This window comes from Comamonas sp., assembly GCF_036643215.1.
Lineage (GTDB): Bacteria > Pseudomonadota > Gammaproteobacteria > Burkholderiales > Burkholderiaceae_C > Comamonas.
Genome location: NZ_JAVXSJ010000053.1, coordinates 1 through 11,234, shown reverse-complemented (window position 1 = coordinate 11,234; position 11,234 = coordinate 1). Strand labels below are relative to the sequence as shown.

General features: G+C 59.6%; 13 protein-coding genes. 4 read left to right on the top strand and 9 right to left on the bottom strand.

Annotated features, from left to right (window positions below):
- The 4 genes from RSF91_RS18920 to RSF91_RS18905 form a co-directional block, all read right to left on the bottom strand.
- The coding region (locus RSF91_RS18920) for an HD domain-containing protein (RefSeq protein ID WP_332569865.1) at positions 1–550 on the bottom strand (550 nt) is incomplete at its 3' end.
- A gap of 104 nt (positions 551–654) precedes the next feature.
- Positions 655–858, bottom strand: a complete 204-nt coding sequence (gene rpoZ / locus RSF91_RS18915) for a DNA-directed RNA polymerase subunit omega (protein WP_169108374.1) — start codon at positions 856–858, stop codon at positions 655–657.
- Positions 859–876: 18 nt separating this feature from the next.
- Positions 877–1,506, bottom strand: a complete 630-nt coding sequence (gene gmk, locus RSF91_RS18910; RefSeq protein WP_332569866.1) for a guanylate kinase — start codon at positions 1,504–1,506, stop codon at positions 877–879.
- A 62-nt stretch (positions 1,507–1,568) separates the two neighbouring features.
- Positions 1,569–2,462: a YicC/YloC family endoribonuclease gene (locus tag RSF91_RS18905; protein WP_332569864.1), complete on the bottom strand. Its 894-nt coding sequence runs from the start codon at positions 2,460–2,462 to the stop codon at positions 1,569–1,571.
- A gap of 89 nt (positions 2,463–2,551) precedes the next feature.
- On the opposite strand from RSF91_RS18905, the gene RSF91_RS18900 reads away from it, so the two are divergent.
- From RSF91_RS18900 to hemW, 4 genes are all read left to right on the top strand, one after another.
- Positions 2,552–3,586: a serine/threonine protein kinase gene (locus tag RSF91_RS18900; RefSeq protein WP_332569863.1), complete on the top strand. Its 1,035-nt coding sequence runs from the start codon at positions 2,552–2,554 to the stop codon at positions 3,584–3,586.
- Positions 3,583–4,488, top strand: a complete 906-nt coding sequence (locus RSF91_RS18895) for a PP2C family protein-serine/threonine phosphatase (protein WP_332569862.1) — start codon at positions 3,583–3,585, stop codon at positions 4,486–4,488. The genes RSF91_RS18900 and RSF91_RS18895 overlap by 4 nt, the downstream gene beginning before the upstream one ends.
- Positions 4,489–4,578: 90 nt before the next feature.
- Positions 4,579–5,178, top strand: coding sequence for a non-canonical purine NTP pyrophosphatase (locus tag RSF91_RS18890; RefSeq protein WP_332569861.1), 600 nt, complete (start codon positions 4,579–4,581; stop codon positions 5,176–5,178).
- Between the two features lie 165 nt (positions 5,179–5,343).
- Complete coding sequence (gene hemW / locus RSF91_RS18885; protein ID WP_332569860.1) at positions 5,344–6,576, top strand: radical SAM family heme chaperone HemW; 1,233 nt, start codon at positions 5,344–5,346, stop codon at positions 6,574–6,576.
- A 17-nt stretch (positions 6,577–6,593) separates the two neighbouring features.
- Here the strand turns inward: hemW and RSF91_RS18880 are convergent, their stop codons facing one another.
- From RSF91_RS18880 to RSF91_RS18860, 5 genes are all read right to left on the bottom strand, one after another.
- Positions 6,594–6,956: an I78 family peptidase inhibitor gene (locus RSF91_RS18880; protein WP_442878897.1), complete on the bottom strand. Its 363-nt coding sequence runs from the start codon at positions 6,954–6,956 to the stop codon at positions 6,594–6,596.
- A 145-nt stretch (positions 6,957–7,101) separates the two neighbouring features.
- A complete protein-coding gene (locus RSF91_RS18875) occupies positions 7,102–8,418 on the bottom strand; it encodes an SPOR domain-containing protein (protein ID WP_332569858.1) in 1,317 nt (438 codons plus the stop codon).
- Positions 8,419–8,517: 99 nt separating this feature from the next.
- Positions 8,518–9,831 carry a fumarylacetoacetase gene (gene fahA, locus RSF91_RS18870; RefSeq protein ID WP_332569857.1) on the bottom strand — a complete coding sequence of 438 codons (1,314 nt, stop codon included), beginning with the start codon at positions 9,829–9,831 and terminating at the stop codon, positions 8,518–8,520.
- Positions 9,832–9,916: 85 nt separating this feature from the next.
- Positions 9,917–10,720 carry a 3-hydroxybutyrate dehydrogenase gene (locus RSF91_RS18865; RefSeq protein WP_332569856.1) on the bottom strand — a complete coding sequence of 268 codons (804 nt, stop codon included), beginning with the start codon at positions 10,718–10,720 and terminating at the stop codon, positions 9,917–9,919.
- Positions 10,717–11,234, bottom strand: a 518-nt coding sequence (locus RSF91_RS18860) for a UTRA domain-containing protein (RefSeq protein ID WP_332569855.1), incomplete at its 5' end; no start/stop codon positions are given. The genes RSF91_RS18860 and RSF91_RS18865, both read right to left, overlap by 4 nt.

The window sequence follows — 11,234 nt, the reverse complement described above, 5'->3', positions numbered from 1 at the left end:
TGCTGCGCGGCATGTCGCTCATGGTGCGCATATTGTGGGTGCGGTCTGCCAGCTTAATGAGGATGACGCGCACATCGCGGGCCATGGCCAGCAGCATTTTGCGGAAGGACTCGGCCTGGTTTTCTTCGCGAGTGTTGAACTGCAGCTTGTCCAGCTTGGTCAGCCCATCAACCAGCTCGGCTACATCTTCGCCAAAGCGCTCATTCAGATCGTCTTTGGTAATGCCGCAGTCTTCCATGGAGTCATGGAGCAGGGCCGCCATGAGGGCGGGGGCATCGAGTTTCCAGTTGGCGCAGATACCCGTGACCGCGATGGGGTGGGTGATATATGGGTCCCCACTGCTGCGCCATTGGTCCGCATGTGCATTGTCAGCATAGAGGTAGGCCTGACGTACGCGGTCTGCGCTGTCGGCATCCAGATAGCCGAGATGCTCCATCAAACCTTCAAAAGCAGCAGCAGACACGCGCGCAGCTTGCTCGGCAGACATGCGCAAAGGCTTGGCTGGTGCCGAAGAGGAGGGAGCTATCGTCGAGTTCTGGGCCGCTGTCATATTGCTTAAATGTAGCTTGCAAGTGCAGTGCACAATCTTATAGGCACAAAAAAGCACCGACGAGCGGTGCTTAATTGTGAATTGTGGTGCTGCATTGCAACAGCTTAGCCTGGCACCTTCTTCAGCATTTCCAGACCAACCTTGCCTTCTGCGATTTCGCGCAGAGCGGTAACGCCAGCTTTGTTCTTGGCTTCAACTTTGGGCGTGTGGCCTTGGTTGAGCATGCGGGCGCGGTAAGTCGCGGCCAAAACGAGCTGGAAGCGGTTGGGGATTTGCTCCAGGCTATCTTCAACAGTAATGCGTGCCATCAGGTACTCCGGGAACGGTCAGTTAGATTCAGGGATGTTGAGCGACTCGAAAGTATCGGCGCGAAGGCGCCGCTGGGCCGCATATTTGAGGCGTTGCGCGTGAATGATCGTTTTCAGATCAAAGAGCGCACTCTCAAACAGTTCGTTGATTATAACGAAGTCGAATTCGGCGACTTGCGCCATTTCCTCCGCCGCATTTTTCAGGCGCAGCTCGATCACTTCAGGAGCGTCTTCGCCACGGTTTTCAAGGCGTGCGCGCAACTCATCCCAGCTGGGGGGCAGGATGAAGATCAGAACAGCATTGGGAAATGCGTTCTTGACCTGCAGTGCGCCCTGGTAGTCGATTTCGAGCAGCACATCGGTGCCGCCCTGAATGCGCTCTTCCAGAGACTTCTTGGCCGTGCCATAGCGGCGGCTGTGCACATTGGCCCATTCGACGAAGCCGTTGTTGGCGGCCATGGCGTCAAATTCAGCGTCAGAGACGAAGTAGTACTCGCGACCGTGCTTTTCCTGGCCACGCGGTGCACGCGTGGTGTGGGAGACGGATGGGTAGACGCGCGCATCGAATTCACGCAGCGCGCGTACCAGAGAGGATTTGCCGGCGCCGCTTGGGGCCGACACGACAAATAGATTTCCGGGATGTTCCATGGCTTGGGGCATGACTTGGGGCATGAATTTCGGCGTATGGGGTGGATACGCCCAGGGATTGCTTACTCGATGTTCTGCACTTGTTCGCGCATTTGCTCGATCAGCACCTTCATGTCCACGCTGATGCGGGTCAGCTCCAGCGTGGCAGATTTGGAGCCCAGCGTATTGGCTTCGCGATGGAGTTCCTGAATCAGGAAGTCCAGACGCTTGCCAATTTCGCCACCTTTTTTCAGCAGACGTTCGATCTCGTCCAGGTGCGAACCCAGGCGCGTCACTTCTTCGGCTACGTCGATGCGGATGGCAAAGGCCGTGGCTTCAGACAAGGCGCGGTCCTGAGCGGCTTCAGGTGCGACAGCGCCGTCGCCCAGAGCCATGGCATCTTTCCAGCGCTCCAGAAACTTCTGGCGTTGTTGCTCAACCAGCAGAGGCACCAGCGGCACAGCTGATTTAGCCAGTTCGCTCAGTTGCTTGATATGGCCGAGCAGCATGCCTGCAAGACGTTCACCTTCGCGGGCGCGGGCGGCCAGCAGATCGGTGATGGCTTGTTCAGCCAGTGGAGGGACGATTTCGTTCCAGTCCGTGGAGGCCGTGCTGGTGCCGCTGCAAAGGCGCAGCACATCGGCGACGGAGAGGTCTCGTGCCTTGGGCAGCCAGGCCTGAACGGAATCCTGCAGGGTTACCAGTCGCTGCAGCTGGGCTGCGGCGGGGATGGACAGGGATTGGTTGCTGGAGACGTCGATGGCGGCGCGCACTTCCACCTTGCCGCGCTTGAGCCGCGCGGTGAGCAAGGTGCGCAGGGCCGGTTCAAGGGCGCGCAGTTCGTCGGGAAGGCGGAAGGACAAATCCAGAAAGCGACTATTGACCGCTCGGATCTCAAGGCCCAGTCGACTATTGGACTGGGACTCTTGACCACCCTCAACGGATGCGCTGTGCTGTGCACTGGCGTATCCGGTCATGCTGTAAACTGGCATTGGACTTTTGATGGATGCTTGCAATTACCCGATTATCCGGGTTTCGAATCATCCTTGAGGTTTACCGGTAAAAAATGTCTACAAAAACCAAGCCAGCCTCTTTACCGTCGGGCAGCACAATAGGCGGTTATCGGGTAGTGCGCAGGATTTCTTCGGGGGGGTTCGGGATTGTTTACTTGGCTCTGGATGCAGATGGCCAGCAAGTAGCAATCAAGGAATACCTGCCGGCCTCGCTCGCCACTCGTGCGCTCAATGAGCTTCAGCCGGTTGTTGCGCCAGAGAAGTTGTCCCTGTATCGCCTCGGGCTTAAGAGCTTTTTTGAGGAAGGGCGTTCTCTCGCTCAGATTTCGCACGCCTCCGTGGTGAGCGTGCTGAATTTTTTCCGCGAAAACGAAACCGTCTACATGGTGATGAATTATCTGGAAGGGGCCACCCTTCAGGAATTCATTGTCACGGCGCGGGAGATCAAAGCCGACAAGGTGTTCAGAGAGTCGACCATTCGCTCTTTGTTTGATGAAGTGCTGCGCGGCTTGCGCATCGTGCACCAGCACAAGATGCTGCACCTGGACATCAAGCCCGCGAATATCTTCATCACCAATGACGACAAGGCCGTGCTGATCGACTTTGGTGCAGCGCGTGAAGTGCTATCCAAAGAAGGCAACTTCATTCGCCCCATGTACACGCCCGGCTTTGCCGCGCCCGAGATGTACCGCCGCGATTCGCAGTTGGGGCCTTGGACAGACATTTACGCCATTGGAGCCTGCATTTATGCGTGCATGCAAGGGATTCCTCCCAATGAAGCGCCGCAGCGCCAGGACAAAGACCGTCTGGCTCTGGCCCTGAACAAGCTGCGCGGCGTGTACTCGGACAATCTGATTGAGGTGGTGGAGTGGTGCATGGCCATGGACCCGCTCTCGCGTCCGCAGTCGGTGTTTGCGCTGCAAAAAGAGCTGAGCCGTGAGGGCGAGCGCCGCTACACCAAGCTCAGCGTGCAAGAGCGTATGCGCATGCAGTTTGACAACATGGTGCACGACGCCAAGAAGAATTTGCAGAAGATTGGGAGCTCCGATCGCGGAGCGGAGGCCGACAACAGCAATCGCAAACCATGAAATTTTCCGTATTCCAGCTCAGTCGCCGCGGGGGCCGTGCCCTCAATGAAGATCGCATGGGCTACTGCTATACGAGAGAGGCGGCTTTGTTTGTGCTGGCTGACGGCATGGGCGGGCACCCAGATGGCGAGATCGCTGCGCAGATTGCACTGCAGGTCGTGTCGCTGCACTTTCAGCAAAAAGCCAAGCCTTTGCTGGCCGACCCCAGACTTTTTCTGGAAGAGGCTTTGCTGCTGGCCCATCGGCAGATTCTGCGTTACGCCGGTGCCAAGGGCATGATGGATACGCCGCGCACCACGCTGGTCGCGGCCGTGTTGCAAGAAGGCAAGATCACCTGGATTCACTGCGGCGATTCGCGTCTGTACTGGGCGCGCGATGGGCAACTGGTCGAGCGCACGCGCGACCATTCCTATAGTGAGATGCGCAAGGTCTCGGGTGTGCTCACGCCGTCCAATCGCAATGTTTTGTTCACCTGTCTGGGCTCGCCTTCCAAGCCTATTTTTGATGTGAGCGAGACCAAGCGGCTGGAAGAGGGCGATCAGGTCATGCTGTGCTCTGACGGACTCTGGGGCAGTCTTTCCAATTCGGAAATTCTCAAGCTCATGCATGGCAAGGCCGTGGCGCACTTTGTGCCCATGCTGGTCGATACAGCGCTCAAGCGCGCTGGCGACAGCAGTGACAATGTCACCGTGCTGGCACTGGTATGGGAAACGCCCAATAATTTCGAGCCATCCTCTATCTCCACGCTGGAGATGGAAGATCAGGGCTTCGAGTCCACGATACAGGCCGGGCCGATCGATGAGAGCGAGGATGAGCTGGACGACGAGGCCATCGAGCGATCGATTGCCGAAATCAATGAAGCCATACGCCGCTCGGCAGAGCGCCAAAAAGCCAAGACCTGAATGGGTAAGCCCGCAGTGCCGGGCTTTGGCTTACTACTGAATCAATAGCTGATTGCGCAAGCGCCACAAGCGCTTGTCTGGATTTTTATCATGAAAATTGTGCTGGCATCCAACAACCGCGGCAAGCTCGTCGAGTTGCAGGCCATGTTCGCCCCGCTGGGTGTAGAGCTGATTAGCCAAGGTGATCTGTTCGAGGGCGAAGCCCCCGAGCCCTATGGCACGTTTGTTGAAAACGCGCTGTCCAAGGCCCGCTTTGCGGCCGAAAAGACCGGTCTGCCTGCCATTGCTGATGATGCGGGCATGTGCGTTGATCATTTCGGGGGCCTGCCCGGTGTGGATACGGCGTATTACTGCACCCAGTTCGGCTACGAAAAAAGCGATGACAACAATGTGCGCGCGCTGCTGGAGCAGATGCAGGGCGTGGACAACCGGCGCGCGGCCATGGTCAGCACTCTGGTGGGCGTGCGCAATCCCAAGGACCCCGAGCCCCTGATAGCCGTAGGCCGCGTGCAAGCGATGCTCACCACCGAGCGTCGCGGCAGCAACGGTTTTGGCTTTGACCCGGTGCTGCTCATTCCCGAACTTGGCATGACCTTTGCCGAGATGACCCCCGAGGTCAAGCACGCGCACAGCCACCGTGGACGCTCTTCGCAGAAGATGCTGGCGATGGTCAGGGAATGCTGGTTGTGACCAATGTCTCCCCCTGAGGCGCTTTGCGCCTTTCCCCTCTCTCGCTGCGCGGGAGGGGAGACGATGCCCTCGCTGCGGGGCGGCCCTTGCTCGGCATCTCTGGCTAGGGGCTGTGCTAGTTTTAGCGGTATCGGTTTTTTGCTGAGCTAGAAAAAGTACTTTCCCATGATCCCCATTCAGCCTCAGTCTTCCGAGACTGCCGAAGCCGCAGTTCAGCGCGATATTCAGCATTACATGCGTCCGGGCACGCTGCAGCTGGGCAGCCTGCCGCCGCTGTCGCTGTATGTGCACCTGCCCTGGTGCCTGAAAAAATGCCCTTACTGCGATTTCAACTCGCATGGCTGGGCCAAGAGCGATGCGCTGCCAGAAGATCGCTATATCGATGCCCTGATGGCCGACCTGGAAAGCGCGCTACCGCTGATCTGGGGGCGCACGGTGCACAGTGTCTTCATGGGCGGCGGCACGCCCAGTCTGTTTTCGCCAGAGTCCATCGATAAGCTGATCGCCGGTCTGCGTGCCCGTCTGCGCATGGAGCCGGACTGCGAAATCACCATGGAAGCCAATCCCGGCACGTTTGAGAAAGACCGCTTCAAGGCTTTCCGTGCGGCGGGTGTGAACCGCCTGTCGATTGGCGTGCAGAGCTTTGATGACCGATTTTTGCAGGCTGTGGGCCGTGTGCATGATGCCGCTCAGGCCAAGGCAGCCGTGCGCGAGGCGGCGGACAATTTCGAGACCTTCAATATCGACCTCATGTATGCGTTGCCCGGCCAGTCCAAGGCAGATCTGCAGCGCGATGTGGATATGGCGCTCTCGTTTGCGCCGCCGCATCTGTCGATTTATCACCTGACCATTGAGCCCAATACCTACTTCGCCAAGTACCCGCCGGTGATCCCTGAGGACGATACGGCTTACGAAATGCTGGACCTGATTACGGCCAGCACCAGTAAGGCGGGTATGAGTCGCTATGAAGTCTCGGCCTATGCCAAGCCCGGCCATCAGTGCTTTCACAACAGCAACTATTGGCAGTTTGGCGACTATCTGGGTATTGGTGCGGGCGCGCACAGCAAGCTGAGTTTTGCGCACCGCATCGTGCGGCAGGTGCGATTTCGTGATCCTAATCGCTATATGGACATGGCACTGGCCGGCACGCCGCTGGCGCAGGACCATGAGGTCAAGCGTGCCGATCTGCCGTTTGAGTACATGCTCAATGCGCTGCGTTTGCGCGGCGGCTTTGCGCTGCAGGAGTTCATGGAGCGCACCGGCCTGCCCATGTCATCCATTGCCAAGGGGCTGGATGCGGCGCAGGCCAAGGGTTTGATTACCCGCGACATGGGGCGCGTGGTGCCCACCGAGCGCGGGTTTGATTTTCTGAATGATTTACAGGAAATGTTCCTGTAAAAGTCCAGCTGCCATGTTTAGCCGCAGCGCAGGGCGATGATCTTGCCCGCGTCGTTGGTGATCACGTTCAGGCGCTCCTGGTTGTAATCCATGGTGGCGGGCTGGTTCTCGCGCAGCACGCGTAGTTGATAAGCACCGGACTTCTGGCGAATGTTCTCCAGCGTCGATGCCACGGTGTTGTGCCCGATAAACATCTGCACCGGCTGCGCATTGCAAACCTGCAACTGACGCGCGGGCTGGGCCGGTGTGCTGGCTGAAGGCACGGTGCCGTTGCTGGCGCAGCCTGCGATCAGCAAAGCAAGAGTGGCGGTCGCCAGACCGGTGAGGGTGCGATGGGATGCGTGCATGGTGAATGTGCGGGGAGTCATGCCCCACACCATAGCGCGCTAGCTGGCGGTTTCAGTGTCAGACGGCTTGCGAATATGCAAGCGGGTGAAACCAAGCAATGCGCAAAATTAATAGCTGCATGCGCTTTTGTATCAAGCGCCAGAGGCAGATTTGACTCTATTTTGTTGCCGGTGCTGATTAGGGCTTGGCGGTCTTGTCTGCGGGCTGAAAAATCGTGGCTTCGATATTGGCGGCCTGCAACTTGCGGACGGCTCTTTCAGCGCGCTTGCGGCTTTCAAATGGTCCGCTGCGCAGGCGGGTGACCTCGCCCTTGTTGCTGGTCATTTTTTGCGACAGCGCAGGCAGTTTGGACTTTTGCAGCTGGGCCAGCACCTTGTCGGCATTGGCGGCTTCGGAATACACGCCCACATTCAGATAGAACTTGCCGGGAATCAGGTCGGTTGCCGTTGTGCTTGTGCTTGTGCTTGTGCTTGTGTTTGCTGGCGTGGGCGCTGCATCCGCTTTCTGAGGCTTGGCGAGTGTTGTTTTGGAACTGCTTTCGGGGGCCTCAGCTTTTGCGGTCGCTGGCGTCGTAGCTTTAACCGGCGCAGCGATTGCAGGCGCAGCGATTGGGGCGGGCTCAGGCGCAGTAACGGGTTCGGAAATTGATTCAGCCGCTGGAGCTGGCGCACTGGGCTCAATCACTGGCGCAGCGACCGAAGCAACTGGAGTAGGCACAGCAGGCTCAGCAACAGGCTGAACCACCGGTTTTTCAGCAATTGCAGGTGGCGCGCTGCGAGATGGCAGCAAAGCCAGACTGGCCCCAGCAATGGCAGCAACGGGCAGGGCCAGCACCAGCAGGGCAGCAATCTTGTTTTGGGTGGGGCTGGCCTGCGCTTGCAGCGCAGCATGGGCTTGTGCCATGTTGGGTGCGGCGGTAATGGCCTGCAGCGTTTCGGCCTTGATTTTTCGCCAGTACCAGCCGTTGGCCAGCAGACCGGGAATGGCCATTGCCACCAGCCAGAGAGCAGCGCCAAGGCCCAGTGCCATGGCATGGGGCAGCGCAGGGCGCAGGCCTATCCACCAGATCAGCGCGACGACGGTGACGGCCGCAAGGTACTTGGCCGCTTCAAGCCACAGGCCGCGCAGGCAGCACCAGGCCAAGGTGAAAAAGGCGGCGGCCATATTCCAGCTGGGCAGGCTGCGGTCCAGCGCATCAAAGCGCTTGAACTGGGCGAGGTAATAGGCATGCGCGCGAGGGCCTATGCGGCTGGCGTAGAGCTGGGGCAGCAGGCCTGCATCTTCCTCAGGCAGCTCATCGCTTTGCAGGCTGTTTTGCATGGAGTAAGCGGCTGCCGCAAACGCCCCGGCGATGGAGGCGGGGAGTGGGCTGGCTGGACTCGTAGAGCCGGGGCCGGCGCCAGAGCGAGGCATCTGTCTGAGCACAGGCTCTTGCCGCTGTGGTTTGGCAGCAGGGGCGGGCGCAGGCGTTTGGGTGTCCGAAGCGGAAGGCATGGCCCTGATTGTGTCATGACGTTACGAATGGCTTGATTGCGCATTCCCAGCAAAAAACCGGCACAAGGCCGGTTTTTTGGGAGATGGCTTGATGCACCATCAAGCCTTGTGTGCAGGCAGCACCGTGGCGCGTACTTCGCCAAAGCCGATACGGGCCGCACCGGGCTTTTCGCACCAGCCGGTGAAGACCACGGCATCGCCGTCCAGCAAGAAGGTGCGAGTCTCGCCGTTGCTCAGGCTCAGCGGGTTCTTGCCGCCTTCGGTAATTTCCAGCAGCGCACCGGCTTGGTCCATGGTGGGGCCAGACAGCGTGCCCGTACCCATCAGGTCGCCGGGTTGCAGGTCGCAGCCGTTGACGGTGTGATGGGCAATCAGCTGCGCCATGGTCCAGTAGGCGTGGCGGTAGCTGGTCTGGGTGATTTGCTCGGCTTGCTTGCCTTCGGTACGCATCTTCTCAGTCTGGATGGCGACGGTGAGCTGCACATCCAGCGCACCGTGCTGAGAGTTGGCTTCAGAGCTGAGGTAGGGCAGGGGCTGTGGGTCTTCGGCTGGGCGGGTGAAGGCGGTTCGGTAGGGCGCCAGCGCTTCCAGCGTCACGATCCAGGGCGAGATGCTGGTGGCAAAGTTCTTGGCCAGGAAGGGGCCCAGCGGCTGGTATTCCCAGGCCTGCACATCGCGGGCCGACCAGTCGTTGAGCAGGCACAGGCCAAAGATATGGTTCTCGGCATCGTCCATGCCGATGGCATTGCCCCAGGCATTGGCGGAACCTGCGTAAATGCCCATCTCCAGCTCGTAGTCCAGACGATTACAGGGCTTGAGCACGGGGTCTGCATCTGGAGCCTTGATCTGGCCGTTGGGGCGCTTGAAGTCCACGCCCGAGATGCGGATGCTGGAGGCGCGACCGTGGTAGCCGATTGGCACCCACTTGTAGTTTTCCATCAACGGGTTGGTGGGGCGAAACAGCTTGCCCACGTTGGTTGCGTGATGGACGGAGGTGTAGAAGTCGGTGTAATCGCCGATCTGCGCGGGCACGGCATATTCCACATCAGCCTGTGGCACGAGGCAACCCTTGAGTGCGGCTTCTTCGGCGGCACCAGCACGCAGTGCGCGCGATAGCGCCAGACGCAAGGCCGACCATTGCGTATGGGTCATGCCCATCAACGTGTTGAGCTGGCTTTGCGCTGCCGCTTCGACCTGGGCCTGGACATCGCTGCTCAGAATCTTGGCACTCCGTACTGCGACCATATCCAGCACCTGATCGCCAATGGCGACACCGCCGCGAAAGCCGTCACTGCTGCCCTTGCAGCGAAAGACTGCGAAGGGCAGGTTCTGAATGGGAAAGTCGCTCTTGCCGGTGTTGGCGCTGGCCACCCAGCTTTGCAGACCTGCGTCATGTGTTTCGTTCAAAGTCATCGTGTCTCCTTGATCGTTTTAATGAAATTGGCTTGTGGTGCTTATCTGATGAGCGCAGGTAGCTATTGATTTGATAGTTCTATGCTCAGGCGGCGGTAAAGCCGCCGTCCATATTCCACTGCGCGCCGCGCACCTGGGCGGCGTTGTCGCTGGCCAGAAAACTGGTCAGTGCGGCGATTTGCTCGACGGTCACAAAGGCTTGCGATGGTTGCTTGGCTCCCAGCAACCGGGCACGGGCAGCGGGCTCGTCCAGTCCTTCGCGCAGCGCCAGCGCATCAACCTGCGCCTGCACCAGCGGCGTCAACACCCAGCCGGGGCAGATGGCGTTGCAGGTCACAGGTGTGGTGGCCAGCTCCAGTGCCACGGATTTGGTCAGACCCAGCAGCCCGTGCTTGCTGGCCACATAGGCAGGTTTGTTGGCCACTCCGACCAGTGCGCTGACGGACGCCATATTGACGATGCGCCCCCAGCCGCGTGCCAGCATGGCGGGCGCGCAGGCCTGAATGGTGTGGAAGGGGGCAGACAGGTTCACGGCCAGCATGGCATTCCACTTTTCTTGTGGAAATTGCAGCACCGATTGCACATGCTGCATACCGGCGTTGTTGACCAGAATGTCTATCTCGCCCAGCTCGGCCGCAATGCGGCGGGCCAGGGGGGCAATGGCCTCGCCATCAGCCAGATCCAGCGCGTAGTAACGCGCGGCTACGCCCATGGTTTGCAACTCGGCCAGCTGTGCATCGGTGCTGGCGGATGCGGCTTTGCTGCCGTGCAGGGCAATGGCTGCGCCTTCGCTGGCCAGTTGCTTGGCAGTGGCCCAGCCAATGCCGCTGGTAGAACCGGTGATCCATGCCACGCGGCCGTTGTGGGGTTTGTGCGAGGCGGCGATCATTTGAGCAAGTCCATTTCCATGTGCACGTACTGGCTGATAAAGCGCACCTTGGCCCAGTAGACGATCAGTCCTTGCGGGTTGCAGGCCCAGCGCAGAGCCTGCATTAGCGGCGTTCCCAGCGGTACGCCAAGATGCTCGGCAATCAGTTCGTCGGCAGGGGCCACGCTCAGGTACTGGCGGGCCGTGGCGATATGGCCGGAGTCATTGCCCAGCGCCTGCGCCAGCGTGGCGCGCTCCAGCTGCTCTTGCAATTTGGGGTAAAGCTCTTGCTCCAGATACAGCTCTGACAGGCAAAACCGCGCATCGCCATGGCTGTGCACGCGCAAAAAGTGCACATAGGCCGGGGCCAGCGTGCCGGGCAGCGGAAAGCCAGAGGGAATCGGCGGCACACAGTCATTGGCTGTGTGCAGCGTGATTTGTTGAATCTGTTCGCCAAAGGCCACCAGCTCTTGCCAGCTGGTGGGCAGCAAGAAAGAGGGCGGCTTGTAGGGCTGGCCCATCACCTTGGTGCCGC